Here is a 25,679-nt window from a genome sequence, read left to right on the forward strand (position 1 = left end):
GCGGGCGCCGTACACGGAGTACGGCGCCCGCGGTCGTCTGACGCGCTGCTGCTTCGGCCGGGTCCCTGGAGGGACTTACGCCGACTTGCGGCTGTCGCGGGGATGAACAGCGATGTTCATCGCACCGGAGCGCAGAACCGCCAGGCGCTCCTCGAGGACCTCTTCGAGTTCCTCACGGGTGCGCCGCTCCATCAGCATGTCCCAATGCGTACGCGCGGGCTTGGCCTTCTTCTCTTCCGGGCCGTCGCCGTCCACCAGGAGTGCCTGGGCCCCGCAGACCTTGCACTCCCACTCCGGCGGGATCTCCGCCTCGACCGAGAAGGGCATCTCGAAGCGGTGCCCCTTCTCGCATGCGTACTCCACGGCCTGGCGCGGGGCCAGGTCGATGCCGCGGTCCGTCTCGTAGCTGGTCACCACGAGGCGCGTGCCGCGAAGAGCTCGCTCACTCATGAATCGTGCCTCCCGGGCTTGTCGCCCACAGGACAGGTGTCGCTGTCGTCGTCATCCGGTCAACGTCCGGTCGGCGGTAAAGATTCCCGTTCCGAGTCCCGTTCCGGGTCATGCGTCGCCGTCGTAGCCGCCCTTGTTGTACCCACCAGCGCCCGGTTTGTCACATCTGCTAGCAGATGTAACCCAGCGTTTCGGCATCTTTGACGCGCAGTAACGGTACGCCTGGCAGGCCAAACGCGTACACTACAGCCCTTTCGCGTCGAGTGCTAAATCCTTTCGGGAACCGGGTTCCCCGCTTCTTCGATCGCACGCCGCACCGGGACCCGCGCGAGCAGGACGAATCCCAGCACGAAGAAGGCCACCAGCGAGATGATCGCGTCCCGGTAGCTCCCGGTCAGCTGGTACGTGAGCCCGAAAAGCAGCGGCCCCAGCCAGCTCATCCCGCGGTCGCTCATCTCGTACGCGGAGAAGTACTCGGCCTCCTTGCCCGGCGGGACGAGATGCGAGAACAGGGAGCGGGACAGCGCCTGGCTGCCGCCGAGGACCAGGCCGATCCCGGCGGCCAGGACGAAGAACCACATCGGCGCCCCGGCCGGCAGGAAGAAACCGGCCGCGAGCGTCCCCGTCCAGGCGATCAGCGAACCGAGGATCGTGCGCTTGGCCCCGTACCTGCGGGCCAGCCGGCCCATCGTCAGCGCTCCGGCCACCGCCAGGACCTGCACGAGCAGGATGGCGCCGATCAGGGTGGACTGCCCGAGGCCGAGTTCCTGGGAGCCGTAGACGGAGGCCTGGGAGATCACCGTCTGGATGCCGTCGTTGTAGACGAGGTAGGCGAGCAGGAAGGCGAGGGTCAGCGGGTGGCGGCGCATGTCGCGGACGGTCGCGGCGAGCTGCCGGAAGCCCGGGAGGGCCGCCTCCCGCGCGGCGGACCTGCGGTCGCGCAGCCGGGTCAGCGGGATCAGGGCGAAGGCGCCCCACCACAGGCCGGCCGACGCGAGGCAGATGCGGACCGCCATGCTCTCCGAGAGGCCGAAGCCGTCGTGCCCGGTGTAGAGGACGAGGTTGCCGACCAGCACCAGGGAGCCCGCCGCGTAGCCGAAGGCCCAGCCGCGCGAGGACACCGCGTCCCGCTGCTCGGGCGGGGCGATCTGCGGCAGGTAGGAGTTGTACAGCATCATCGCCACGGACTGGGCGGCGTTCGCCACGACCAGGAGGGCGCCGCCGAGCAGGTAGCGGTCGCCGTCCAGGAAGAACATGGCGGCCGTGGCCGTGGCACCGAGGTAGGCGGCGGCCGCGAGCAGGGGCTTCTTGCGTCCGGTGCGGTCGGCCGCCGCGCCCACCAGGGGCATCACCAGGACCGCCACGACCACCGACAGGGACACCGAGTAGGCGAAGAAGGCCCCGGCACGCACCGGGATGCCCAGCGGGTGGACGTACCCGTCGGCGTCGGCGGCCGACTCGGCGACCGACGTCAGGTAGGGACCGAGGAAGACGGTGAGCACGCTCGTCGAGTAGACGGAGCACGCCCAGTCGTAGAAGTACCAGCCGCGCTGCTCGCGCCTGAGGTCCGCCCCGTCGGCGGGCGGTGTCCGCAGGGTGTCGGTGCCCACCCGTGCCCTCGCTTCCCCGTGAGCGCGCGAAGGCACCGTGCCCGGGCGTCAGACCCAGACGCCGCGGTCCTCCATGACCTTGCGCAACGTGTCGATGTGATCGGTCATGATGCCATCCACTCCGAGGTCCAGGAGCCGGTGCATGCTCGCCGCGTCGTTGACGGTCCACACGTGCACCTGGAGCCCGCGCGCGTGGGCGGTGTGCAGGAAGCGCCGGTCCACGACGTGGATGCCGGACTGCACCTCCGGTACCTGGGCCGCGACGGCCGAACGGCGCACCGCCGCCGGCAGTCCCCAGGAACGCAGCCGCAGACCGAGCACGCCCCGCGTGCCGTACGACGTGGCCAGGCGCGGGCCCGCCAGCCGCTGGGCGCGCACCAAACGGGCCTCGGAGAACGAGCCGAGGCAGATCCGGTCCCAGGAGTTCGTCCGCTCCACGAGGTCCAGGAAGGGCAGCAGCGCGGCCTCCGCCTTCACGTCGACGTTCCAGCGCACCCCGGGGAAGGTCTCCAGCAGCTCCTCGAAGAGCGGTACCGGCTCGACGCCCCCCACGCGCGCGCGGCGCACCTCCTGCCACGGCAGCCCCGCGATCGGGCCCGCCCCGTCCGTCACCCGGTCCAGGGTCGCGTCGTGGAAGGCGACCAGACGGCCGTCCCGCGTGGCGTGGACGTCCGTCTCGATGTACCGGTAGCCCGCCGCCACGGCGGCCCGGAACTGCCGCACGGTGTTCTCCAGGCCGTCCGCCGCCCCGCCCCGGTGCGCGAAGGGGATCGGGCCGGGATGGTCCAGGTAGGGGTGGCGGGTCCGTGAGCTCACGGACGCAGTATCGCTCCTCGGGGTTGACCGGCGGCAACGACCGTGCTGCCGCCGGGTGCCGGGGGGACGGCGAACACGCGCAGGAACAGCTGGGCGAGCGGGCCGATCGCCACCGCGTACAGGAGGGTGCCGGCCCCGACCGTGCCGCCCAGGGCGAAGCCGGTCGCCACGACGGTGAGCTCGATGCCCGTGCGCACCAGGCGGACCGAGACGCCGGTGACCTGGTGCAGGCCGGTCATGAGGCCGTCGCGCGGGCCCGGGCCGAAGCGGGCCGCTATGTACAGGCCGGTCGCCGCGCCGTTCAGCACGATCCCCGCCGCCATCAGCGACACGCGGAGCACCCAGCCGTGCGCGTCGGGGACCAGAGCCAGCGTCGCGTCCATCGCCATGCCGATGACCAGGACGTTGGAGATCGTCCCCAGGCCGGGCCGCTGGCGCAGCGGGATCCATGCCAGCAGCACCGCGGCGCCCACGATCGTCAGGACGACGCCGATCGACAGCCCCGTGCGCTCGGCGAGGCCCTGGTGCAGCACGTTCCACGGTTCCAGCCCCAGCCCGGACCGGACGAGCAGCGCCGAACTCGCCCCGTACAGAGCGAGACCGGCGTAGAGCTGGATCAGCCGCCGGGCGAGACTCCCCCGCGTGGACATGATGTGCCCCCCTGTGGTGGTTGTGGACTGCCGCATGACACCCTGTGGCTTGGATGGAGAGGCCATCCAGGGCCAATCCGGGGAAGGTGGACTGATTCCGATGGCGCAGTGGACCTCAGCCGTGGGTGCGGCGCAGCTCGCCCGGCTGCTCAAGTCCCAGCAGGACCGGCCGGCCGGGCCCGGCACCCGCCGCCCGCCCGCCTACCGCGCGCTCGCCGACGGCATCCGGCTGCTGGTGCTCGAAGGCCGCGTACCGGTGGCCGCCCGGCTGCCCGCCGAGCGGGAACTGGCCCTCTCCCTCTCCGTCAGCCGCACGACGGTGGCCGCCGCCTACGAGGCGCTGCGCGGCGAGGGATTCCTGGAGTCGCGCCGGGGCGCCGGCAGCTGGACGGCCGTACCCGCCGGGAACCCGCTGCCCGCCCGGGGGCTGGAGCCCCTGCCGCCGGAGGCCCTCGGCTCGATGATCGACCTCGGCTGCGCCGCGCTGCCCGCGCCCGAGCCGTGGCTGACCCGGGCGGTCCAGGGCGCCCTGGAGGAACTGCCGCCCTACGCCCACACGCACGGCGACTACCCCGCCGGGCTGCCCGCGCTGCGTTCCATGATCGCCGAGCGCTACACCGCGCGCGGGATCCCGACCATGCCCGAGCAGATCATGGTGACGACCGGGGCGATGGGCGCCATCGACGCGATCTGCCATCTGTTCGGCGGCCGGGGCGAGCGCATCGCCGTCGAGTCGCCCTCGTACGCCAACATCCTGCAGCTGATGCGGGAGGCCGGGGCGCGCCTGGTGCCCGTGGCGATGGCCGAGGGACTCGCCGGGTGGGACATGGACCGCTGGCGGCAGGTGCTGCGCGACGCCGCGCCGCGCATCGCGTACGTCGTCGCCGACTTCCACAACCCCACCGGCGCGCTCGCCGACGAGGACCAGCGGCGGCGGCTGGTGGACTCGGCGCGGTCCGCGGGGACCGTGCTGATCGCCGACGAGACGATGACCGAGCTGTGGCTCGACCCGGACGTGCGGATGCCGCGGCCGGTGTGCGCCTTCGACCCGGCCGGGTCCACCGTGATCACGGTCGGGTCGGCGAGCAAGGCGTTCTGGGCCGGCATGCGGATCGGCTGGGTGCGGGCCGCGCCCGACGTGATCCGCTCCCTGGTCGCGGCGCGCGCCTACGCCGACCTCGGCACGCCGGTGCTGGAGCAGCTGGCCGTCAACTGGCTTTTCGGCACCGGCGGATGGGAGCAGGCCGTGGAGGTGCGGCGGGAGCAGGCGCGGCAGAACCGCGACGAGCTGGTCGCCGCTGTGCGCCGGGCGCTGCCCGGGTGGGAGTTCGAGGTGCCCCGGGGCGGCCTGACGCTGTGGGTGCGCACCGGGGGCCTCTCCGGGTCGCGGCTCGCGGAGGCGGGGGAGCGTGTGGGCGTGCGGGTGCCGTCCGGGCCGCGGTTCGGGGTGGACGGGGCGTTCGAGGGATACGTGCGGCTGCCGTTCACCGTGGGCGGGGCGGTGGCCGAGGAGGCGGCGGTGCGGCTGGCCGCGGCGGCCTCGCTGGTGGAGAGCGGCGGGGTGGGCGGCGCGGAGGCGCCGCGCTCGTTCGTGGCCTGAGGACGTCCGGCGGTTAGGCGATCCGGGCCACGTTGCCCTGGTTAGTTCGACTTCGCTTCCGTCGGCTTGGTGAGCACCGGCACCGGGTCGGGCAGGGGCTCCCTCGTGAGGACCGGTACCGGGTCGGGGCGGGGCTCTTTGGTCAGGACCGGCGCGGGGTCCGGGAGGGGCTCCTTGGCGAGGACCGGCGCGGGGTCCGGGAAGGGCTCCTCGGTCAGGACCGGCGCCGGGTCCGGCAGGGGGTCCTTGGTCAGGACCGGTTCCGGACCACGGTCGGGATCCGGTGCCTGTGCCGCCTCCGACGTCTCGGTGAGCGCCTCCTCCGGAGTCTCGGTGAGCGCCTCCTCCGGTTCCGCTTCCAGGTCCGCCGATGCCGCAGCCGACGCCGGTGCCGGGTCCGGGACCGTCTCGCCGTCCGCCGGGGTCGTGCGCGGCGGCAGGAGGGCCAGCACCGCCTCGCGGTGGGCGTCGGGCGTCGCGTCGTCGTAGGGGTTCGGGGTGGCGGGGACCTGGACGCGGTGGACCGGGCCCGTGCCCAGGCGGGCGTAGCCGCGGCCGGGCGGGACCTCGTCGACGGGGGTGGTGTGCGGGGGCGCGCCCAGGACCGACTCGATCTGGCCCGCCGTCGCCGGGCCGAGCAGCACGCGCGCCCGCGTGTGGCGGCGTACCGGTTCGCTGAGTGATTCGAGGCTGTCCAGCTGGTCGGCCACCACCACCGTCACGTTGGCCGGGCGGCCGTGCCGGAGGGGGACCTGGAGGAGCGCCTGCGGATCCTTGCGGTCCTCCTCGGCCGCGGCGGCCAGGTGGGTGAACGCGGTGGGGCGGTCCAGCAGGATCCACAGCGGGCGCTTGGTGTCGTCGGGCGGCGGGTGGCCCGCCTGGTGGGCCCGGTTCGCGGCGATGAGACGGCGCTCCGTCTCGGTCGCGGCCCACTCCAGGCTCGCCGTCGCCCCGGCGAGCCCGCACTCGACCGCCAGGACGCCGTCCCGGCCGGTGAGGCAGGCGTACTCGCCGGTGCCGCCGCCGTCGACGATCACCACGTCGCCGTGCTGGAGGGCCTGCAGGGCGATCGACCGCAGCAGGGTGGAGGTGCCGCTGCCGGGCTGGCCGAGGGCGAGCAGGTGCGGCTCGGTGGAGCGCAGACCCGTGCGCCAGACGACCGGGGGCACGTCGCGCTGCCGGCCCCCGTGGGTGAGGGGCAGCGTGCGGCGGACCCGGGTCGCGTCGGTGAAGCCGAGGACCGTCTCGCCGGGGGTGGTGACGAAACGCTGGGCGGTGATGTCGACGGGGAGCGGCGGCAGGACGTCGGCCGTCAGCTGGTTGCCCTCCTCGTCCCAGACGAAGTGGTACTCGCGGCCCCGGCCCGACTTGGCCACGAGGAGGTGCTCGATCCGGGTCCGGGCCTCGGCCTCGCCGTCGGTGAAGTACGCCGGGTAGCGGACCACGAGGTGGGAGACGCGGCCGCCGCCGTCGAAGGAGTAGGTGGGGAAGACCTTGTCCCACGCGCCCCCGTGGGCGTACAGCGGCTCCGGGTCGTCGGCGGAGGAGAAGTACGGCACGAGCGCCTCGTACAGGGACTTCAGGCGCTCGGTCTGCGGCTCGTCGGGCCCGTCGGACGCCCCCGGGGAGCGGTCCCGGCCCTGCCAGGCCGCCGCCGCCATCAGGGTGATGGCGGCGAGCAGCGGCCCGTACGGCACCAGCGCCACGACCAGGATCACGGAGGCCGCCAGGAACAGCAGCGCCCCCCGTTTCTCCTTCGGGGTCTCGGTCCATCTGCGCCGTCCGGCCGCTGCCAGCCGGCGCAGACCCCGCGCGATCGTGATCAGCGGGTGGAGGACGTCCGTGGCGCCGTCGGCGGCCGTCCGGGCCAGCTCCCGGCTCCGGGCGAGCTGCGCGCTGCCGTTGCTCAGGATGCGGGGGAGGGGGCGCCGGGCCACTGCTGCCTCCAGAAGGTGCCTGTGGGCGGGATGCGTACGGGGTGGGGGGTCGTCAGAACTTGATGCCGCCGAGGAGGCTCGCCAGGCTCTCGCCGCCCGCCTTGATGCTCGGGGCGATGGCCGTGCTCGCCAGGTAGAAGCCGAAGAGCATCGCCACCACCGCGTGCGAGGCCTTCAGGCCGTCCTTGCGGAAGAAGATGAAGACGACGATGCCGAGCAGGACCACGCCTGAGATCGAGAGGATCATTTGAGTTCTCCTGGTTTGCGGGGACAGTCACCATGAGTACTTCCAGGCTCACAGGATGTATCCATACGATAAAAGGTGCAACTGGGTTAAAACTGGACGATTTCCCCCAGTCGGCGGAGCGGTCCCTGACCCGGGTTGAGCTGGGCTGTTGCGCTTCGCCGGGTCTGCGGTGATCTTTACCTCGGGCACATCGGGTCATGTGCGGCGCGAGCCAGTACCCTGGCGATTCACTCGTACGGCTGCGCCACCCGCAGGCGTACGCACCCGACTGACGCGCACTGGAGAGGCGGTCCGGACGATGACCGAAGTCCCCGACCCCGAGGTCGTGGAGCTGGCGACCAGGATCTTCGATCTGGCCCGGCGGGGACGGACCGGGGAACTCGTGGCGTACGTCGACGCGGGTGTCCCCGCCGACCTCACCAACGACCGCGGCGACTCGCTCGTGATGCTCGCCGCCTATCACGGCCACTCCGAGGCGGTACGGGCGCTGCTCGCCCGCGGCGCCGAGGCCGACCGGGTGAACGACCGCGGCCAGACCCCGCTCGCCGGAGCCGTCTTCAAGGGCGAGACGGACGTGATCAAGGCCCTCCTGGAAGGCGGCGCCGACCCGTCCGCCGGCACGCCGTCGGCCGTCGACACGGCCCGGATGTTCGGCCGGACGGAACTGCTCGAACTGTTCGGCGGGAACTGAGCCGACCGGTCTGACCTGCAACGACACACACAACGGGGGAGGCGGTACAGGGCCGCCGAAATTTCGGTCGCGGCAGACGGAAGCGCCGGGTCATCATGACGACGTGGTTCACGGACGTGATGGTTGGGCAGGTGTTGCCGCACCGCGCGGACCGTGACGCGGTCCGCAAGGGCCACCGACGAGAGGCAGAGGAAGATGGTCTACAGCAAGCAGGAAACGGCGGGCACTCCGACGTGTTGTCGCGCGGCCAGGTAGTTCACGTCCCCGGTTGCGTCGACGCTTGATGTGAGGCTGTTTCCCATGTTCGATCCGGTCATAGCGCCCAGCGGTACGCTGCTCGGCCTGCTCCAGCGGGGCCGCGGCGACGGCACGCTGCACGCGCTCACCGCCCCGCGTCCCGAGGCGCTCGCGGCGCTGAACCACTGCGTGCTGCGCGATCCCCGCCACGACTGGCAGGTGGAGAACCGCTCCCTCTACTACGCCCGCCTCTACCTCGACCTGAACGGCGAGCTGGACGAGGTCGAGGCCCATCTCTTCGACGCCCAGGACGTCCTCGACACGGACGAGTCGCGCACCGGACTCGCCCTCGCCGTCCTCGGGCACCTCGCCTCCTACGGCAGGCGGGACGCGCTCGAACTGCTGCGCAGGTACGCCGCCCACGGCTCCAACTGGGCCTGGGCCCTCGACGAACTGGCCCTGCGGGACGACGACGCGGGCCTGCGTGCCCTCGCCGCCCCCGTGCTCGCCCGCTTCCCGGCCGGTCCGGAGGGCGACGCCGAGCTGGCCGCGGCCGTCCGGGACGCCTTCGAGCCCCGCCCGTGGCGGTTGTGGGCCGAGGATCCGCGCCCATCGGTGGCCACGCGCGTGCGTGCCGCTCATGAGACCGGCTGTTTCGACCGCTGGCAGCGGCAGATGCGGCCGGCCGGACCCCGCCCCGGGTGGAGCGTGCGGGCCGTCTTCGAATGGGCCCAGCAGGGCTTCGACCGGGGCGCCGCGCTCCATGTGCCGGCGGCCCGATGTCTCACCGCCGTCGCGGGCCCCGAGGACCGGGCCGAGATCGTCCGGGCCGCCCAGGACGGCACCGACGGAGCCCGCTGCACGGCCCTGCGCTACCTCGCCGACGCGGGCGATCCCGCCGCCCTCGACCTGATCGAGGGCGCCGTGGCCACCGGCTCGACCGTCGTCGTGGACGCCGCCGTCGACGCCTTCGAACGGATGCGCTCCCTCGCCGCCGTCGACCGGGCCCGCGGCTGGGCCCGGCGCCCCGACGCGCTCGGCGCCGCCGCCGGACGCGTCCTCGCCTGCCGGGGCGGGGCGCGGGATCGCGACCTTGTCCTCGCCGCGCTCCGCGAGGCCGTACGGGGCGAGGGCCCCGACGCGCAGACCCTGTGGACCCTCGTCGACGGCACCGGACGGCTCGGCATCGCCTGCGCGGCCCCCGTCCTGCGCCACGTCTACCGCGAGACCGCCTCCTCCCACCTGCGCGGCCGGGCCGCACGCGCCCTCGCCGCCACCGACCCCTCCTTCGCCACCGGCTTCGCCGTCGAGTGCCTGTGGGACTGCGAGGAGACCACCCGCGAACTCGCCGCCCGGCACGCCGAGACCGGAGACGCCCGCGTCGTCGAGCGACTGCGCCGGCTCGCCGCCGACCCGGCCGAGGAGGACGAGGTGCAGACGGCCGTACGCAGCCGGATCGGGCCCGGGGAGACCGCGGTGTGACCCCCTGCGCGATGCTGCCGGGGCGGATCCGGGCCGCCGAGGTGAACAGGGGGCGACTGGCCGGTCAGGAGGGCGTGGACACCGCCTGACCTGCGCGGGTGCGCCTCGGAACGCTCATGGGACGTTCCTCGTCCGGAAAGATCGACGTTGACGCGTCCACGTCCGGCACGGCGACAACACCGGTATGCGTGTCGTCATCGTGACCGAATCCTTTCCCCCCGACGTGAACGGCGTGGCTCACTGCGCGCTCCAGACCGCCCGGCATCTCGTCGACCGCGGTCACGCCCCCGTCGTCGTCGCCCCGGCCCCCTCCCCCGAGCTTTCGGCTTCGCTCAAGCAGGGGGGACCCCCGACCGGCAGCAGCGCCGACGCGGGCGCCCCCTGCCCCGTCGTCCACGTCCCCTCCCTCCCGCTCCCCGGCTACCCCCAGGTCCGCGTCGCCCTGCCCAGCCGCCGCCTGGCCGCCACGATCGCCGAGCATCGCGCCGACGTCGTCCACCTCGCCAGTCCCTTCGTCCTCGGCGTGCGCGGCATGGCCGCGGCGGCCCGGCTCGGTGTCCCCGCCGTCGCCGTGTACCAGACCGACCTGGCCGGATACGCCCGTACCTACATGGGTGCCGGGGAGGCCGCCGCCTGGCGGCGCATCCGCTCCGTGCACGGTGCCGCCGACCTCACGCTCGCCCCGTCCAGCGCGGCCCTGCACGACCTCCGGGCGCACGGTGTGCCCCGGGTGGAGCTGTGGCCGCGCGGCGTCGACACCGAACGCTTCCGGCCCGGCCGCCGCGACGAGGCCCTGCGCCGCGCCCTCGCGCCGGACGGTGAGCTGATCGTCGGCTACGTCGGCAGACTCGCCCCCGAGAAGCAGGTCGAGCTGCTCGCCGGTGCCGCAGGGCTGGAGGGCGTACGCCTGGTGATCGTCGGCGACGGCCCCAGCCGGCCCGCCCTGGAGCAGGCACTGCCGGGCGCCCTCTTCCTGGGCCGGCGCACCGGTGACGACCTCGCCCGGGTCTTCGCCTCGCTCGACCTGTTCGTGCACACCGGCCCCTTCGAGACCTTCTGCCAGACCGTTCAGGAAGCCATGGCCAGCGGCCTGCCCGTGGTGGCGCCCGCCGCGGGCGGACCGCTGGACCTGGTCGCGCACGGGCACACCGGGCTGCTGGTGCCGCCGCGCGACGCGGACGCCGTGCGCGAGGCGGTGCGCGCCCTGGCCGCCGGGCCCGGGCTGCGGGCCGCCTTCGGGGCCGCCGGACGCGCCATGGTCGAGGGGCGCACCTGGGCCGCCGTCGGCGACCAGCTGATCGGGCACTACGCGAAGGTGCTCGCCGGGCGCCGGACGGCGGTGGCGGCGTGAGCGCGGGCGGCGGCAACAGCGGCGGGGCCTGCGTGAGCGCGGGCGGCGGCAACAGCGGCGGGGCCGGCGTGCGGGGCGGCGACGGTCCGTCGCTGCGGATCGTCCGGCTCGCGAACTTCGTCGCGCCGGCGTCCGGCGGGCTGCGCACCGCGCTGCGCGAACTCGGCAAGGGCTTCACGGCGGCCGGGCACGAGCCCGTGCTGGTCGTCCCCGGTGAGCGGCTGACCGACCAGGAGACCGAGCAAGGGCGGGTGATCACCCTGCCCGGGCCGCTGCTGCCCGGCACGGGCGGCTACCGCGTCCTCGCCGACAGACGGCGCGTGGCCCGGCTGCTGGAGGAACTCGCGCCCGACCGGCTTGAGGTGTCCGACCGTACGACCCTGAGGTGGACCGGCACCTGGGCGCGGCGCGCCCGGATCCCGGCGGTGATGGTCTCCCACGAGACCGCGGACGGCGTGCTGCGCACCTGGGGCCTGCCCGAGGGGGCCGCCCGGCGCGCCGCCGACGCCCTCAACGTCCGTACCGCGCACGCGTACGCGCGCGTGGTGTGCACCACCGAGTTCGCCGAGCGGGAGTTCGTGCGGATCGGGGCGCGCAACGTGGTACGCGCCCCGCTGGGTGTGGACCTGGTGCAGCGGCACCCGGGGCTGCGTGATCCGCGGGTGCGGGCACGGCACGCGCGCGTGGACGAGACGCTGCTGGTGATGTGCTCGCGGCTGTCCGTGGAGAAGCGGCCCGGCACGGCCCTGGACACCCTGGAGGCGCTGCGGCGGCGCGGACGCCGGGTGGTGCTGGTGGTGGCCGGGGACGGTCCGCTGCGGGCCCGCCTCGTCCAGCGGGCGCGCGAGCGGGCCCTGCCGGTCACCTTCCTCGGCCATGTCCGCGACCGGGCACGGCTCGGCGCGCTCCAGGCGTCCGCCGACGTGGCCCTGGCACCGGGGCCCGCCGAGACCTTCGGGCTCGCCGCGCTGGAGGCGATGGCGTGCGGTACGCCCGTGGTGGCGAGCGCGTCCTCCGCGCTGCCGGAGGTGATCGGCTCGGCCGGGGCGGCCGCGGCGGACCACGGCGAGGCCTTCGCGGACGCCGTGGACCTGCTGCTGCGACGCCCGGAGGCGGACCGGCGCGAGGCGGCACGCGCGCGTGCGGAGGGCTTCGGCTGGGACGCGGCGGTCGACGCGTTCCTCGCCGCCCACGACGCGGCTGTTCCCGTGCGGCCCGCGCGCCCGTCCGTGCCCGGGGGTGTGGGATGAGAGCCCTGGGCTCGCGGGAACCTGTGCGGTCCGGCGTGCCCCCGCGCTTCGTGGCCCTCGGTGACTCCCTCACCGAGGGCGTCGGGGACCCCGCCGGTGACGGGGTGTGGCGCGGATGGGCGGCGCTGCTCGCGGACGGCCTCGCCGAGCGGCGGGCCGGCTTCACCAACCTCGCGGTGAGCGGGGCGCAGACCGGGGACGTGCTGGAGCGGCAGCTGCCCGTCGCGCTGGAGCTGCGGCCCGGCCTGGCGTCCGTGGTCGTCGGCGTCAACGACACCCTGCGCTGCACCTTCGACATCCGGGCCGTGGCCGCCCGGCTCGACCGGGTCTACGCGGCGCTCACCGGGCAGGGCGCGATCCTGCTCACCGCCTGCCTGCCCGATCCGGGCACCATGCTCGGGCTGCCGGGGCCGCTGGCCCGTCCGCTGGCCCGGCGGCAACGCGCGGTCAACACGGTGGTGCACGCGCTGTCCGAGCGGTACGGGGCCCTGCATCTGCACGCCTGCGCGGGCGACTGGATCACCGACCGGGCGATGTGGAGCGCGGACCGGCTGCACCCCGCGGAGCGGGGACACCGGCAACTCGCCCTGCGCTTCCACACGCTGCTGGCCGCGCACGGCCTCGCGACCGGGCCCGCGCCGTCGCCCGAGCCGGAGTCCCCCGCCCCGGGCAGGGCGGCGAGCCTGTGGTGGCTGGCCACGGCCGGCACCGGCTGGGTCGCCCGCCGCTGCACCGACCTGCTGCCCCAGCTCCTCGCCCTCGCCGTCGACGAACTCCGCCACCGCGCCCGGGGAACCAGCGCCCGGCTCGACCTGCGGGCCTCCGCCGCCGTCTCGGCCGCCCTCACCGCCCTGCCGGTGGCGGAGCGGCAGGGCGTGGCCTGACCGGTTCCGCCACCGCGTGACGCCCGGCCGCCCGGCGTGCCGGCGCGGCCCGGGCTAGCGGCGGCGTACGGCCACGAACCGCACCGGTGTGCCGGGAACCGCCTGGGCGGCGGCCGGCAGGTCGGCGGGGCGGACCACCGCGATCACCGGGTAGCCCCCGGTGGTCGGATGGTCCGCCAGGAACACCACCGGCCTGCCGTCGGGCGGCACCTGGACGGCTCCCAGCACCATGCCCTCACTGGGGAGTTCACCCGGCCGGGCGCGCTCCAGGGCGGGTCCCTCCGTGCGCAGCCCGATCCGGTTGCTCGACGAAGACACCCGGTAGGAGCGGGAGACGAAGGTGCGGACGGCCCCGGGGGTGAACCAGCCGTCGCGCGGGCCGAGCGTCACCCGCAGCACCAGCTCGGCCGGAGGCGCGGGCTGCGGGGCGACGTCCACGCGCGCGTGCGCCACGCCCGGCCGGCCCAGCGGCAGCACCGTGCCGTCCGTGAGCGGGGCCGGGCCCAGCCCCGACAGCAGATCGGTCGAGCGGCTGCCGAGGACCGGCTCGACGGCGATGCCCCCGGAGACCCCCACATAGGCCCGTACGCCCGACAGGGCCGGGCCCACGTCCAGCAGCGCCCCGGCCGGCACGCGCACCGGAGCGCCCCAGGCGACCGGCCGGCCGTCCAGGGTGACCCGGCAGGGCGCGCCCGCCACCGCCACGGTGACGGTGGAACGAGGGCGCACGGCACAGCCGTCGAGGGTCGTCTCCAGCACGGCCGCGCCGGGCGGATTCCCGGTCAGCCGGTTGACGAGGTCAGCGGCGGGACGGTCCAGCGCCCCGGAAAGCGGCACCCCGAGGTGGGCGTGCCCCGGGCGCCCCCGGTCCTGCACGGTGGTCAGGGCCCCGGCCCGTACGACGGCCAGCGCGCGGTCCGTCATGCGCCCGCCTCGGGGACGAACCGCACGCACGTGCCGGGGGACAGCAGAGCGGCCGGCACGCGCGCGTGGTCCCACAGCACGGCGTCGGTCGTGCCGATCAGCTGCCAGCCGCCCGGCGACGAGCGCGGGTACACGCCCGTGTAGGGGCCGGCCAGCGCCACCGAGCCGGCCGGCACGGCCGTGCGCGGGGTGGACCGGCGGGGGACGTCGTAGCGGGGCGGCAGGCCGGTGAGGTAGCCGAAGCCGGGAGCGAAGCCGCAGAAGGCGACCCGGAACTCGGTCCGCGCGTGGACGCGGGCCACCTCCCGCTCCGGCACGCCCCAGTGCGCGGCGACGTCGGCCAGGTCCGGGCCGTCGTAGCGCACGGGGATCTCGACCACCTCACGCGCGCGGGGAGGGGCGGGCGGCAGGTCGGCGGCGGTCAGTTCGGCCGCCAGCCGGGCGGGGGAGTCGAGGCCGTCGAGGAGGACCGTACGGGCCGCCGGGACGATCTCGCGGGCCGTGAGCGAGCCCTCCGCGCGGCGCCGCAGCAGCTCCGCGTGCAGGGCCTGCGCCTCCTCGCCCGAGGAGACCTCGACGAGCAGGGCGTCCTCGCCGACGGGCAGGACCCTCATGTGAAGGCCTCCACCCGGACCCCCGAGGCCTCCAGCCGCTCGCGCACCCGGCGCGCCAGATCCACCGCGCCCGGTGTGTCGCCGTGCAGGCACAGGGACCGCGCGCGCACCTCGACGCGCGCCCCCGAGCGGGAGACGACCTCGCCGGAGCGGGCCAGGCCCAGGGACCGCTCCACGACGGCGTCGGGGTCGGTGACCACGGCGCCCTCCTGCGTGCGGGGGACGAGCGTGCCCGCGTCGGTGTACGCGCGGTCCGCGAACGCCTCGCCGACGACGGGCAGCCCGGCCTTCCCGGCCAGCTCCAGCAGGCGCGAGCCGGGCAGGCCGAGCACGGGCAGGGCGGCGTCCGCGAGGAGCACGCCGTCGACCACCGCGGCGGCCTGCTCCTCGTCGTGCACGACCCGGTTGTAGAGCGCGCCGTGCGGTTTGACGTAGGACACGCGGGCACCGGCCGCGCGGGCGAACACCTCCAGCGCGCCGACCTGATAGGCCACTTCGGCCGTCAGCTCGGCCGGCGGCACGTCCATCGCGCGCCGGCCGAACCCGGCCAGGTCCCGGTAGGACACCTGGGCGCCGATCCGGACCCCGCGCTCGGCCGCCAGCTCGCACACCCGGCGCATGGTGGCCGCGTCCCCGGCGTGGAAGCCGCACGCCACGTTGGCGCTGGTGACGACGGACAGCAGCCGTTCGTCGTCGGTGAGTTGCCAGCGGCCGAAGCCCTCGCCGAGGTCGGCGTTGAGGTCGATCGAGGTCACGGTCGTGTCTCCTGTCAGGCCACGCGGTACTGCTCGTCGCGGGCGTCGGTGAGGAACATCTGCCCCGGGGCGTGGGTGAGGGCGAACGGCGGACGCGAGGCCATGACGGCCGCCTGCGGGGTCACTCCGCACGCCCAGAACACCGGGATGTCGTCGGCTTCTGCGACCACCGGGTCGCCGAAGTCGGGGCGGTCGAGCTCGCCGATGCCGAGGCCCGCGGGGTCGCCGCAGTGTACGGGGCTGCCGTGCACCGCCGGCAGCAGACTGCTCTCCCGGATGGCCGCCGACAGGTGCCGGGGCGGCACCGGCCGCATCGACACCACCAGCGGCCCGTGCAGCCGCCCCGCCGGACGGCACTGCCGGCTCGTCACGTACATCGGGACGTTGCGGCCCTGTTCGACGTGGCGGATCGGCACGCCCGCCTCGCCCAGCGCCCACTCGAAGGTGAAGCTGCAGCCGATCAGGAACGACACCAGGTCGTCCCGCCAGTGGGCGCGCACGTCCGTCGGCTCGTCCACCAGCTCGCCGTCCCGCCACACCCGGTAGCGCGGCAGGTCGGTGCGCAGGTCCGCGCCCTCGGCGAGGACGGTCGAGAAGGAACCGGCGTCGGTGACGTCGAGGACCGGGCACGGCTTGGGGTTGCGCTGGCAGAACAGCAGCATGTCGTAGGCCCAGTCGGCGGGCACGGAGATCAGGTTGACCTGGGTGTGGCCCGCCGCGACCCCGGCGGTGGGGCCGGTGAGGCCGTCGCGGAAGCGGGCGCGGGCCGTTCGCGGGCTCCACGCGCGCGCGTGCTCGTCGGTGAGGACCACGGGGCGGTCCTCGGTGCCCGCGCGGCTCACGTCAGTTCCTTGCCGCGGGTCTCCGGCAGCCCGAGCAGGGCCAGCGCCGCGATGCCGTAGCCGATCGCCCCGAAGACCAGCGCGCCGCCCACGCCCCAGCTGTCCGCCAGGAAGCCGACCGTCGTCGGGAACACGGCACCCACCGCGCGCCCGGTGTTGTAGGTGAAGCCCTGGCCGGTGCCGCGCACGGCCGTCGGGTACAGCTCGCTCAGGTAGGAGCCGAAACCGCTGAAGATGGCCGACATGCAGAACCCGAGCGGGAAACCGAGCACCAGCACCAGGGTGTTGGCGCCGCTCGGTATGTTCGCGTACGCCACGATGCAGATCGCCGACAGCAGCGCGAAGAGCCAGATGTTGCGCCGCCTGCCGAGCTTGTCGGTGAGGTAGCCGCCGGTCAGGTACCCGATGAAGGCGCCCGAGATGAGGAACGTCAGGTAGCCGCCGGTGCCGACGACCGACAGGTCGCGCTCGGTCTTGAGGTACGTCGGCACCCAGGTGGCGAGCGTGTAGTAGCCGCCCTGGACACCGGTCGACAGCAGCCCGGCGAAGATCGTGACCCGCAGCAGGCCGGGCTTGAAGATGGCCTTGAACGAGCCCTTCTCCGCGCTCTGTTCGCGCGCCGCGGCGGCCTCGGGCGCGTCGTGCACGCTGCGCCGGACCCAGATCACGAGCAGCGCGGGCAGCGCCCCGGTCCAGAACATGATGCGCCAGGCCAGGTCGTCGTCGGCCACGGTGAAGACGAGGGTGTAGACGAGCGCGGCCAGGCCCCAGCCCACGGCCCAGGAGCTCTGGATCACGCCGAGCGTACGGCCCCGGTTCTTCGCGCTCGCGTACTCGGCGACCAGGATCGCGCCGACCGCCCACTCGCCGCCGAAGCCGAGGCCCTGCAGGGCCCGGAAGACCAGCAGTGTCTCGTAGTTGGGCGCGAAGCCGCAGGCGACCGTGAAGACCGCGTAGGTGATGACCGTGAGCATCAGCGCCTTCACACGGCCGATGCGGTCCGCGAGCATGCCCGCGAGGGCGCCGCCGACCGCGGAGACCACCAGCGTGACCGTCGTGAAGAGGCCGGTCTGACCGCTGTTCAGGCCGAAGTACGCCGACAGCGCGACCATGCTCAGCGGCAGTGTGAAGTAGTCGTACGAGTCCAGGGCATAGCCGCCGAAGGCGCCGGCGAACGCGCGGCGGCCACGCGGGCCCAGGGCCCTCAGCCAGCCGAACGCCCCGTCGTCCGAGGCGTGTTCGGCGTGCGCGGGGCGTGTGTCGTCGGTCAGCGCCGGCGGTGGAGGGGTCGTGCTCATGGGCACCTCGCAGAGGGAGGACGGAGGGTGCTGGAAGGAGCCGTGCCGTGCGGAAGCGGTGCGGCGCCGTTGGAGCGGAGGCGGCGCCGTGCGTAGCACCGTAGAGGATTGTTCAACGATCCCTCAATACCCATGTTGGTTCGTTCTTGGGATCTGCGATTGAATTCCGGCATGGCAGAGCAGCTGAAGGACCTCGCCGACGACCGGGCCCTGCTGGGGCGCACCAGCACCGCGGAACGGGTCGCGGACATCCTCAGGAGCCGCATCGCGGAGGGGTACTTCCCGCCCGGCACCCGGCTGTCGGAGGACAGCATCGGCGGTGCGCTCGGAGTCTCCCGCAACACGCTGCGCGAGGCGTTCCGGCTGCTCACACACGAGCGGCTGCTCGTCCACGAGCTGAACCGGGGCGTCTTCGTCCGGGTCCTGACCGTGGAGGACGTCGAGGACATCTACCGCACCCGCCGGCTGGTGGAGTGCGCCGTGGTGCGCGGCCTGGGCGAGCCGCCGTACGGGCTCGACGGGCTCGCGGGTGCCGTGGAGGAGGGGCGCCGGGCGGCCCGCGAAGGTGACTGGAAGGGTGTGGGTACGGCCAACATCCACTTCCACCGGGAACTGGTGGCGCTGGCCGGGAGCGAGCGCACGGCCGAGCTGATGCGCAGCGTTTTCGCCGAACTGCGGCTGGCCTTCCACGTGGTGGACGAGCCGGAACGGCTGCACGAGCCGTACATCGCGCGAAATGTCGCGATACTTCAGGCGCTTCAGGGCGGAGACCGCGAAGAGGCCGAGAACCTCCTCGCCGGTTACCTCGACGACTCGCTGGAACGGGTCGTGGAGGTCTACCGTCGGCGGGTGGGCGAGGACGGCTGAGACGGGGCGGCCCGGAGGCGTACCGCGCCGTTTGGGTCGATGTCGGACCCAGGACCTAGTCTGTGCACCGTGACTTCGCCTGCATCCACGGACAGCGTTCCGCCCCAGCTCAGCGCGGGGCCGCGCCCCGCACCGGGGCCGGCCGCCGACGAGGGCCTGGCGCGGCGCCTGCGCGCGCTCGCCTGCACCGCGCCGCTGCACGACCTGGACGTGCGCAAGGCCAACCTCGCGGGTGAGTACTCGGTGTACGGCATGGCGGAGGTCGCGCTCGCGGCCATCGACCTCGTCACCCTCAACATGGACTTCGACACGGGCGCGGACCACGACCAGATCGTCGCCCGGCTCGTCCCGCGCATCGCCGCCCAGGCCCCGCAGCGCCCCGCCGCCGAGCACGAGCGCGTGGCCCGCTGGGTCCTGGAGAACCTGATCAACGTGGGCAGTGTCGACCGCGGCTTCCGCGCGGTGTACGGCACGTTCGGCGCGGACGGCACCTATGTGCGCCGTGACTACGACTTCAAGCTCATCGAGGAGGTCCCCGGCCCCGGCGGCACGGTGTACCTGCGCACGACGGACGAGGCGGTCAACGTCCTCGTCGGCGCCCTCGACACGGACGTCACCAGCGCGCAGATCGCCGCCGAGGTCAAGCTGGAGGTGCTGATCAGCCGCGGCCGGCTCGCCGACGCCCAGCTCGCGGCCGAGCAGGCCCGCTACCGCACCGTGCAGTACTCGGAGACCCTCCGCAGGGCCCTGGACGCCACCCGGCGCAACGTCCGCGCGGTGGACTGGCTCACGGCCGTGCCCGACATGATCGCCGAGGCCCTGGAGCACGTGGCCGACCGCTACCGCCACGAGAACGCGATCCTCACCAACATCCGCAAGGCGCGCGACGAGTCCGAGGACCCCGAGCACAAGCGCCGCGCCGCCGAGCTGGTCGACATCGTCAAGGACTGCATCCGCCGCCACACCCAGCTGCAGTCCCGGCTGCTGGAGGCCGGGCCGCTGTTCCGCGCCGAGCAGGACCGCCAGGCCTTCGCGACACCGACGACCACCTCGGGGACGGACCTCTACGGCCATCTCCTCTCGCCCGTCCTGCCCCTGCCGCTGGAACAGGCGGTACGGGTCACGGACGCGTTCTTCGGCCGCGGGACCGGGCTGCGCACACCGGTGTCCGTCCGGGTCGCGGACCTCGTCGACATCCTGCTGACGCCGCCGGTGGAGCGGGAGCACCTGGGCGCCGAGATGCCCGAGCCGGACCTCATCGCCACCCCGGACGACAGCCGGTTCAGCGAGGAGCAGATGGCGGCGGCGCAGGAGCTGCTCGACCTGCCCGCGGACGCCCCGCGCCGGCTGTCGGGGCTGCTGGCACAGGCGCGCCGGCAGGACCCCGAGCTGCCGTACCTGGTGGCGCTGCTGGCGGTGCACGCGGCCAGCCCGCCGGTCGGCACGGCCTACCGCCAGGGCGAGCAGAAGCTGCTGTTCGCCGTGGACGACGGGACCGAGCTCGACGACCCGGAGTTCGGCGGCGCGGACCTGATCGTCGGCACCGCCCTGCTGGACGCGGCGGGGATGGCCGCGGACCGGACGGAAGCAGCATGAGTCAGTACGAGTGGCACAAGGAGTCCCGACCGTGAGCGAGCATGTCGAGTGGAGCGAGCCGGACACGGCGGCCCCCGCTGTCACCGCCGCCGTCACTCCCGCCGACGCCGCCGACGCGGCCCGGCTCGTGTCCTTCGGACTCCAGCCCAAACTGCAGCCCGCCCGCGACCAGGAGTACGCCGACCTGCTGCGGCGCTACCGCGAGGACCCGCCGTTCGCGCGGCTCGCCGACGCCGTGGCGACCGGACTGGGCCTGATCGTGCTGGAGGTGTCCCCGCGCGCGGGCATGGCCGTGACCGCCGCCGAGGACTCCGTGTTCGCCGTCCGCATGGGCGACTACGCGCGTCGCACCTCCGCCGACGGCGGCGACCGGTTCCTGCACGGACTGGCCCATCTCGCCGTCGCCGCCATGGCGTTCCCGCGCCCCGAGGACCTCGCCGACGACGGCTACATCGGCCGGGTCACCGTCAACGGCGTCGACGCCTTCGTGCGCCAGGCCTGCCGCCGCCTGGAGGAGCGCGCCGCCGAGCAGGGCGAGAACACCGACCCGGCCACCGACGCGCCCGGCCTGGAGGCCGCCTGGCGGATCTGGGTGCGGCGCAGCGCGACCGGCGCCACGAAGGACGCCCGCCGGCTCGCCGGCTCGACCACCGGCATCGTCGCCAAGGCCGTCGCGTTCCTCACCGACTCCGGCTTCCTGCAGCGCACCGGCGACGACAACGGCGGCACGTACCGCACGACCGCCCGCTACCAGCTCCAGGTGCGCGACATGGCCGGCAGCGCCGCCCTGGCCGAGCTGCTGGAGCTGGGCGTCGTCCCGGTCACCGACGGCACCGCGACGCTGCTGCCCCCCGAGGACGGCGACGCCCTGGACCTGGTCGCCGACGCCGGGCTGCCCTTCCACTCCTCCTGACCCCCCACTTCACGAAGCCATACGAGAGTCCGCCATGTACGAGCTGTCCCGCGTCCGCCTCTACTCCATCGGGCCCGCCGGTGCGCGCTACGCCGACACCGTGCTCGACCTGCGGGGCGTGGGCGAGATCGTGCCCGACCCCGCGCCCACGCAGGCGGAGTTCTTCGAGGAGGAGCCCGTCGGCCCGCCGCGCCGTCCCGCGCCCGCCGGCGTGCTCTTCCTGGAGAACGGCGGCGGCAAGTCGGTGCTGCTCAAGCTGATCTTCTCGGTGATGCTGCCGGGCCACCGCAACACCCTCGGCGGCGCCAGCTCCGGCGTGCTGCGCAAGTTCCTGCTCGCCGACGACTGCGGGCACGTCGCGCTGGAGTGGCAGCACGTGCTGACCGGCGAGTGCGTCGTCGTCGGCAAGGTCAGCGAGTGGCGCGGCCGGCAGGTCTCCAACGACCCGCGGAAGTTCGCCGAGGCCTGGTACTCCTTCCGGCCGGGGCCCGGGCTGAGCCTCGACAACCTGCCCGTCGCCGAGTCCACCGCCGTGCGGCCCCCCGCCGAGGGCCAGTCGGGCGCCCGCGGGCGGCGGCGCACCATGAAGGGCTTCCGTGACGCGCTCACGGAGGCGGGCCGGACCTACCCGCACCTGGAGGTGCACTGGGAGGAGATCCACGACCGCTGGATCGAGCACCTCGGCGACCTGGGCCTGGACCCCGAACTCTTCCGCTATCAGCGCGAGATGAACGCCGACGAGGGTGAGGCCGCCGGCCTCTTCGCGGTCAAGAAGGACGCCGACTTCACCGACCTGCTGCTGCGCGCCGTAACCGACACCCGCGACACCGACGGGCTCGCCGACCTGGTCAGCGGCTTCGGCAACAAGCTGGGCCGACGGGCCGAGCTGATGGCCGAACGCGACTTCACCGCCGGGTCCGTCGACCTGCTCGGGCGCATCGTCGAAGCCGCCGGGGCCCGCTCCCGCGCGCGGGACATCCACGCCGGGGCCGAGCGCCGCACCCGGACCCTGGCCCGCAGGCTGTCCGCGCGCGGAGTGCGGGAGCGGGTCCGGGCCGCCGACCTGGCCCAGCGGGTCACCGCCGCCGCGTACGCGGTCACACACGCCGAGGCGGCCCGCGAGCGCAGCGCGCTCATCGCCGCCGAACTCGCCTACCGGCACGCCTCCCTGGCGCTCGCCGCCGCCGAGAAGTCCGCCGCCGCCCAGAAGCGCGAACTCGCCGACGCCCGCACGCTGTACGCCGCCTGGCAGGCCGCCGAGGCCGTCCTGCGCCACCGCGCCGCCGCCGACCGGGTCACCCGCGTCTCGGCGGCCATCCAGGAGGCGGAGCGGGACGCCGCCCCCGCCCTGGCCGCCCGTTCACGGGCCGCCGTCGACCTCGTACGGGCGCTGCACGCCGCCGCGGAGAAGGCCGAGCACCGGGCCAACGAGGAGGAGGAGCGGTCCGCCGCCCTCCAGGAGGTCAGCGACGCGGCCTACCGCGACTCCACCGCCGCCGCCACGCAGGCCCAGCGCGCCCGCAGTGAGATCGGGCACCTCAAGCAGCGCCTCGCCGAGGTCGAGCAGGAGACCGCCGAGGCGGTCCGGGCCGGCTGGCTCGACGACAGCGCGCCGGACGCCGACCCGGCCCGCGCGGCCCTCGCCGCCAGCGACGCCGAGAAGACCGCCGTCGCGGCCTGGGACTCGGCCCGTGAGGCCTCCCACCGCGCCACGGAGCACGCGCGCGAGGCCGCCGCCACCGAGACCCGCGCGGAACTGACCGCGGCCCGCGCGGCCGACGCGGCGACGGCGGCGGAGCGGTCGTACGACGCCGAGCGCCGCACCGCCGAGGCGCTGGCGGCGGAGGAGCGGCTGGCCGACCTGCTCGGTCTGACCCCCGAGGCCCGCCCGGGCATCCCGCAGCCCCGCCACGCCACCGGCAGCGAACCGCCCGCCCCGTCCGGCCCCGGCGAGCAGGGGCTCAGCCCCGAGGAGCTCGACCGCTGCGCCGACGACCTGCGCGACCTGCTCGACGATGCCGTCTCCTCCGCGGAACGCCAGCTGTTCGAGCTGCGTACGGCCGCGGCCGACGACTCCCGCATCCTCGGCGCGCTCGGCGACGGCGGGCTGCTGCCGCCCGGCCCGGACGTGCTGGCCACGGTCGAGTTCCTCGGCGAGCACGGCATCCCGGCGCTGCCCGGCTGGCGCTACCTCGCCCAGGCCGTCGACCCGGCCGACCACGCGCGCGTGCTGGCCGCCCGGCCCGAACTCGTCGACGGCGTGATCATCACCGACCCGGACTCCCACGCACGCGCCCGTCAGGCCCTGAGCGACGCGGCGCTGCTGCCGCGCTCCGCCGTGGCGGTCGGCACCGCCGCCGCCCTGCTCGCACCGACACCCGCCCCGGACACCGACGGCGGCGACGTCTTCCTCGTCCCGCCGAACCCCGCCATGCACGACGAGCACGCCGCCGACGAGGAGCGGCAGGCCCTGCGCGCCCGGGCGACCGAGCGCGACGAGGAGATCCGCAGGCTCGCCGCCCGGCTCGGCAAGGACCGCGAGCTGGCCGCCCGGCTCGCCTCCTGGCGCACCGGCTGCCCCGCCGGGCGGCTGGCCGAACTGGCCCGCACCGCACAGGAGGCACGCGCGTTCGCCGAGGAGTCCGAGGCCGAACTGGCCGAGGCGCGCACCGTGCGGGCCGAGGCCGACGAGGCCGCCGCCGAGGCCGCCCGGGTCCGCGACGAGCGGCAGGAGGCCGCCCAGAAGGCCCGCCGCTCCGCCGACGCGCTCGCCGGACTCGCCTTCCGGCTGCGCGAGCGGGCCGGCTGGCAGGTCAAGCTGCGCGAACTGGCCGACGAGGCGGCGGAGTCCGAGGCGGGCGCCCAGGCCTGCCTGGAGCGGGCCCGAGCCGCCGACGAGGACCGGCGCGCCGCCCAGCGGGCCGCCGACGACGCCCGCCGCACCGCCCGCGCCCTGCGCGCCGAGCGTTCCGAGATCGCGGGCGCCCCCGACGACGTGCCCGAGGACGACGCCCAGGCCCCGAAAGCCTCCCTGCCCGCCCTGCGCGAGGCCTACCGGGCCGCGTCCCAGGTGTACGAGAAGGTCGGCGTGGGAGCCGACCTGAGGGCCGAACAGGCCCGCGCCGAGAGCGACGAGAGCGCGGCCCGCGCCGAGCTGGACCGGCTGAGCAACAAGGTCCGCACGCGCGCGGAGCAGCTCCTCGAATCCCCCGACGGATCCGACGGCCCCAGCCGCCAGGCCGCCGCCGCCCGCGCCGAGGAGCTGGTGCAGCTCCTGGAGACGCGGATGTCCAGCGCCAGCGAGCAGCTCGGCCGGCTGCGCGGCGAGGCCGAACGGCTGGCACCCGAGGACGGCGAGGCTCACACCGACCTGCCCGAGGAACTCCGGCCGCGCAACGCCGAGCACGCGCAGACCCTGCTGCGCACCGCCACGGCCGAACTCGCCTCCCGCACCGAGGCGCTCGACCAGGCCCGCGAGGCGCACGCGGAACTCCTCGACGCGCACCGCGCCGCCGAGGACGCGGCGAGCGGCTTCGACGAGATCGCGGCCATGCTCCGCGACCTGCTGCGCGAGCACACCACGGAGGAGGACCAGGAGGAGACCGAGCCGTACCCAGGCAGCCCGGAGGAGGCCCGGCAGGCGGCCGCCGAGGCCCGCCGCTCCCTGCGCGGCTGCGCCGCCGACCTGTCCGCCGCCGAGGCGGCCGTCCGCGAGGCCAGCGACATCCTCGTCAGACACGCCAACTCCACGCGCTACGAACAGGTCCGCACCCCGGCACGCCAGCAGATCCGCGAACTGCCCGCCTCCGCGCTGCCCGAGCACGCCCAGAAGTGGGCGGACGCCTTCGCCCCCCGGCTCCGCGTCCTGACCGACGAGCTGGAGCAACTGGAGCGCAACCGCGACTCGATCGTGGACCGGCTGCGCGGACTGGTCGAGTCCGCCCTGGCCACCCTGCGCTCCGCCCAGCGGCTCTCCCGGCTGCCGGAGGGCCTCGGCGAGTGGTCGGGGCAGGAGTTCCTCCGCATCCGCTTCGAGGAGCCCGACCAGGCCGTGCTCACCGAGCGGCTCGGCGAGGTCGTCGACGAGGCCACCCGCGCCGCCGTGAAGAAGAACTCCGACCTCCGGCGGGACGGCATGTCCCTGCTGCTGCGCGGTGTCGCCGCGGCCCTGCAGCCCAAGGGCGTCGCCGTCGAGATCCTCAAGCCGGACGCGGTGCTGCGCGCCGAGCGCGTCCCCGTCGGGCAGATGGGCGACGTCTTCTCCGGCGGCCAGCTCCTCACCGCCGCCATCGCCCTGTACTGCACGATGGCCGCCCTGCGCTCGAACGACCGGGGCCGCGACAAGCACCGGCACGCCGGCACGCTGTTCCTCGACAACCCCATCGGCCGCGCCAACGCCACGTACCTGCTGGAGCTGCAGCGGGCGGTGTCGGACGCCCTGGGCGTGCAGCTCCTGTACACCACGGGCCTGTTCGACACCACCGCGCTGGCCGAGTTCCCCCTGGTCATCCGGATGCGCAACGACGCCGACCTGAGGGCCGGCCTGAAGTACATCAGCGTCGAGGAGCACCTCCGCCCGGGCCTGCCGCAGCAGCCCCAGGCGGGGGAGGCGGTCCACAGCGAGATCACGGCGACCAGGATGTTCAAGCGCCCGGTGTCCTGAGG

The 25,679-nt window shown here is 74.7% G+C and carries 21 protein-coding genes; 10 read left to right on the top strand and 11 right to left on the bottom strand.

All coding sequences use genetic code 11. The features are described from left to right. Window positions 1–75 precede the first annotated feature (75 nt). The 4 genes from ABZY20_RS29030 to ABZY20_RS29045 all read right to left on the bottom strand — a co-directional run bounded on the left by ABZY20_RS29030 (window position 76) and on the right by ABZY20_RS29045 (window position 3,526). Window positions 76–450, bottom strand: coding sequence for an RNA polymerase-binding protein RbpA (locus tag ABZY20_RS29030; RefSeq protein ID WP_003977404.1), 375 nt, complete (start codon window positions 448–450; stop codon window positions 76–78). A 266-nt stretch (window positions 451–716) separates the two neighbouring features. Beyond that, window positions 717–2,060 carry an MFS transporter gene (locus tag ABZY20_RS29035; RefSeq protein ID WP_356445165.1) on the bottom strand — a complete coding sequence of 448 codons (1,344 nt, stop codon included), beginning with the start codon at window positions 2,058–2,060 and terminating at the stop codon, window positions 717–719. A gap of 48 nt (window positions 2,061–2,108) precedes the next feature. Beyond that, a complete protein-coding gene (locus ABZY20_RS29040; protein WP_356445167.1) occupies window positions 2,109–2,876 on the bottom strand; it encodes a glycerophosphodiester phosphodiesterase in 768 nt (255 codons plus the stop codon). Beyond that, complete coding sequence (locus ABZY20_RS29045) at window positions 2,873–3,526, bottom strand: hypothetical protein (RefSeq protein WP_356445169.1); 654 nt, start codon at window positions 3,524–3,526, stop codon at window positions 2,873–2,875. The genes ABZY20_RS29040 and ABZY20_RS29045 overlap by 4 nt, the downstream gene beginning before the upstream one ends. Before the next feature lie 100 nt (window positions 3,527–3,626). Between ABZY20_RS29045 and ABZY20_RS29050 the strand changes: the two genes are divergently transcribed. Beyond that, entirely contained in the window at window positions 3,627–5,126 is a 1,500-nt protein-coding gene (locus ABZY20_RS29050) for a PLP-dependent aminotransferase family protein (RefSeq protein ID WP_356445170.1), read from the top strand. 41 nt (window positions 5,127–5,167) lie between these two features. Here ABZY20_RS29050 and ABZY20_RS29055 read toward each other — a convergent pair whose 3' ends face one another. Beyond that, window positions 5,168–7,063, bottom strand: coding sequence for a hypothetical protein (locus ABZY20_RS29055; protein ID WP_356445172.1), 1,896 nt, complete (start codon window positions 7,061–7,063; stop codon window positions 5,168–5,170). Window positions 7,064–7,115: 52 nt separating this feature from the next. Beyond that, on the bottom strand, window positions 7,116–7,310 hold the full coding sequence (locus tag ABZY20_RS29060) for a hypothetical protein (RefSeq protein ID WP_030843336.1): 195 nt from the start codon (window positions 7,308–7,310) through the stop codon (window positions 7,116–7,118). A 298-nt stretch (window positions 7,311–7,608) separates the two neighbouring features. On the opposite strand from ABZY20_RS29060, the gene ABZY20_RS29065 reads away from it, so the two are divergent. The 5 genes from ABZY20_RS29065 to ABZY20_RS29085 all read left to right on the top strand — a co-directional run bounded on the left by ABZY20_RS29065 (window position 7,609) and on the right by ABZY20_RS29085 (window position 13,205). Further along, window positions 7,609–8,001 (top strand): ankyrin repeat domain-containing protein, encoded by a 393-nt coding sequence (locus ABZY20_RS29065; protein ID WP_356445174.1) that lies wholly within the window; start codon window positions 7,609–7,611, stop codon window positions 7,999–8,001. Between the two features lie 300 nt (window positions 8,002–8,301). Further along, the gene (locus tag ABZY20_RS29070; protein ID WP_356445176.1) at window positions 8,302–9,720 is read left to right on the top strand and encodes a HEAT repeat domain-containing protein; all 1,419 of its coding nucleotides are present in this window, start codon (window positions 8,302–8,304) and stop codon (window positions 9,718–9,720) included. Window positions 9,721–9,904: 184 nt separating this feature from the next. Beyond that, window positions 9,905–11,071, top strand: a complete 1,167-nt coding sequence (locus tag ABZY20_RS29075; protein WP_356445177.1) for a glycosyltransferase family 1 protein — start codon at window positions 9,905–9,907, stop codon at window positions 11,069–11,071. Window positions 11,072–11,139: 68 nt separating this feature from the next. Continuing rightward, window positions 11,140–12,321 (top strand): glycosyltransferase, encoded by a 1,182-nt coding sequence (locus tag ABZY20_RS29080; protein WP_356445241.1) that lies wholly within the window; start codon window positions 11,140–11,142, stop codon window positions 12,319–12,321. 35 nt (window positions 12,322–12,356) lie between these two features. Beyond that, on the top strand, window positions 12,357–13,205 hold the full coding sequence (locus ABZY20_RS29085) for an SGNH/GDSL hydrolase family protein (RefSeq protein WP_356445179.1): 849 nt from the start codon (window positions 12,357–12,359) through the stop codon (window positions 13,203–13,205). Window positions 13,206–13,259: 54 nt separating this feature from the next. Here the strand turns inward: ABZY20_RS29085 and ABZY20_RS29090 are convergent, their stop codons facing one another. Genes ABZY20_RS29090 through ABZY20_RS29110 form a run of 5 tightly spaced genes read right to left on the bottom strand, consistent with a single transcriptional unit; the run spans window position 13,260 to window position 17,638 of the window. Next, the gene (locus ABZY20_RS29090; protein WP_356445181.1) at window positions 13,260–14,129 is read right to left on the bottom strand and encodes a biotin-dependent carboxyltransferase family protein; all 870 of its coding nucleotides are present in this window, start codon (window positions 14,127–14,129) and stop codon (window positions 13,260–13,262) included. Then, window positions 14,126–14,743, bottom strand: a complete 618-nt coding sequence (locus tag ABZY20_RS29095; RefSeq protein ID WP_356445183.1) for an allophanate hydrolase subunit 1 — start codon at window positions 14,741–14,743, stop codon at window positions 14,126–14,128. The genes ABZY20_RS29090 and ABZY20_RS29095 overlap by 4 nt, the downstream gene beginning before the upstream one ends. Next, window positions 14,740–15,498, bottom strand: a complete 759-nt coding sequence (locus ABZY20_RS29100; RefSeq protein ID WP_356445184.1) for a 5-oxoprolinase subunit PxpA — start codon at window positions 15,496–15,498, stop codon at window positions 14,740–14,742. The genes ABZY20_RS29095 and ABZY20_RS29100 overlap by 4 nt, the downstream gene beginning before the upstream one ends. A gap of 14 nt (window positions 15,499–15,512) precedes the next feature. After that, entirely contained in the window at window positions 15,513–16,340 is an 828-nt protein-coding gene (locus ABZY20_RS29105) for a putative hydro-lyase (protein ID WP_356445185.1), read from the bottom strand. Further along, window positions 16,337–17,638 carry an MFS transporter gene (locus ABZY20_RS29110; protein WP_356445187.1) on the bottom strand — a complete coding sequence of 434 codons (1,302 nt, stop codon included), beginning with the start codon at window positions 17,636–17,638 and terminating at the stop codon, window positions 16,337–16,339. The genes ABZY20_RS29105 and ABZY20_RS29110 overlap by 4 nt, the downstream gene beginning before the upstream one ends. 171 nt (window positions 17,639–17,809) lie before the next feature. On the opposite strand from ABZY20_RS29110, the gene ABZY20_RS29115 reads away from it, so the two are divergent. From ABZY20_RS29115 to ABZY20_RS29130, 4 genes are all read left to right on the top strand, one after another. Continuing rightward, the gene (locus ABZY20_RS29115; RefSeq protein ID WP_356445189.1) at window positions 17,810–18,505 is read left to right on the top strand and encodes a GntR family transcriptional regulator; all 696 of its coding nucleotides are present in this window, start codon (window positions 17,810–17,812) and stop codon (window positions 18,503–18,505) included. A gap of 69 nt (window positions 18,506–18,574) precedes the next feature. After that, window positions 18,575–20,101, top strand: coding sequence for a hypothetical protein (locus ABZY20_RS29120; protein ID WP_356445191.1), 1,527 nt, complete (start codon window positions 18,575–18,577; stop codon window positions 20,099–20,101). Window positions 20,102–20,132: 31 nt separating this feature from the next. Further along, window positions 20,133–21,014 (top strand): hypothetical protein, encoded by an 882-nt coding sequence (locus tag ABZY20_RS29125; protein ID WP_356445193.1) that lies wholly within the window; start codon window positions 20,133–20,135, stop codon window positions 21,012–21,014. A gap of 34 nt (window positions 21,015–21,048) precedes the next feature. After that, the gene (locus ABZY20_RS29130; RefSeq protein ID WP_356445195.1) at window positions 21,049–25,677 is read left to right on the top strand and encodes a hypothetical protein; all 4,629 of its coding nucleotides are present in this window, start codon (window positions 21,049–21,051) and stop codon (window positions 25,675–25,677) included. The last annotated feature ends 2 nt before the right edge of the window (window positions 25,678–25,679 follow it).

It is taken from the genome of Streptomyces sp. NPDC006624 (assembly GCF_040611555.1).
GTDB lineage: Bacteria > Actinomycetota > Actinomycetes > Streptomycetales > Streptomycetaceae > Streptomyces.

Coding starts and splice junctions, on each gene's coding strand:
- ABZY20_RS29030 (WP_003977404.1), bottom strand. CDS start 450: ATGAGTGAGCGAGCTCTTCGCGGCACGCGCCTCGTGGTGACCAGCTAC.
- ABZY20_RS29045 (WP_356445169.1), bottom strand. CDS start 3,526: ATGTCCACGCGGGGGAGTCTCGCCCGGCGGCTGATCCAGCTCTACGCC.
- ABZY20_RS29050 (WP_356445170.1), top strand. CDS start 3,627: ATGGCGCAGTGGACCTCAGCCGTGGGTGCGGCGCAGCTCGCCCGGCTG.
- ABZY20_RS29060 (WP_030843336.1), bottom strand. CDS start 7,310: ATGATCCTCTCGATCTCAGGCGTGGTCCTGCTCGGCATCGTCGTCTTC.
- ABZY20_RS29065 (WP_356445174.1), top strand. CDS start 7,609: ATGACCGAAGTCCCCGACCCCGAGGTCGTGGAGCTGGCGACCAGGATC.
- ABZY20_RS29070 (WP_356445176.1), top strand. CDS start 8,302: ATGTTCGATCCGGTCATAGCGCCCAGCGGTACGCTGCTCGGCCTGCTC.
- ABZY20_RS29075 (WP_356445177.1), top strand. CDS start 9,905: ATGCGTGTCGTCATCGTGACCGAATCCTTTCCCCCCGACGTGAACGGC.
- ABZY20_RS29090 (WP_356445181.1), bottom strand. CDS start 14,129: ATGACGGACCGCGCGCTGGCCGTCGTACGGGCCGGGGCCCTGACCACC.
- ABZY20_RS29095 (WP_356445183.1), bottom strand. CDS start 14,743: ATGAGGGTCCTGCCCGTCGGCGAGGACGCCCTGCTCGTCGAGGTCTCC.
- ABZY20_RS29110 (WP_356445187.1), bottom strand. CDS start 17,638: ATGAGCACGACCCCTCCACCGCCGGCGCTGACCGACGACACACGCCCC.
- ABZY20_RS29115 (WP_356445189.1), top strand. CDS start 17,810: ATGGCAGAGCAGCTGAAGGACCTCGCCGACGACCGGGCCCTGCTGGGG.
- ABZY20_RS29130 (WP_356445195.1), top strand. CDS start 21,049: ATGTACGAGCTGTCCCGCGTCCGCCTCTACTCCATCGGGCCCGCCGGT.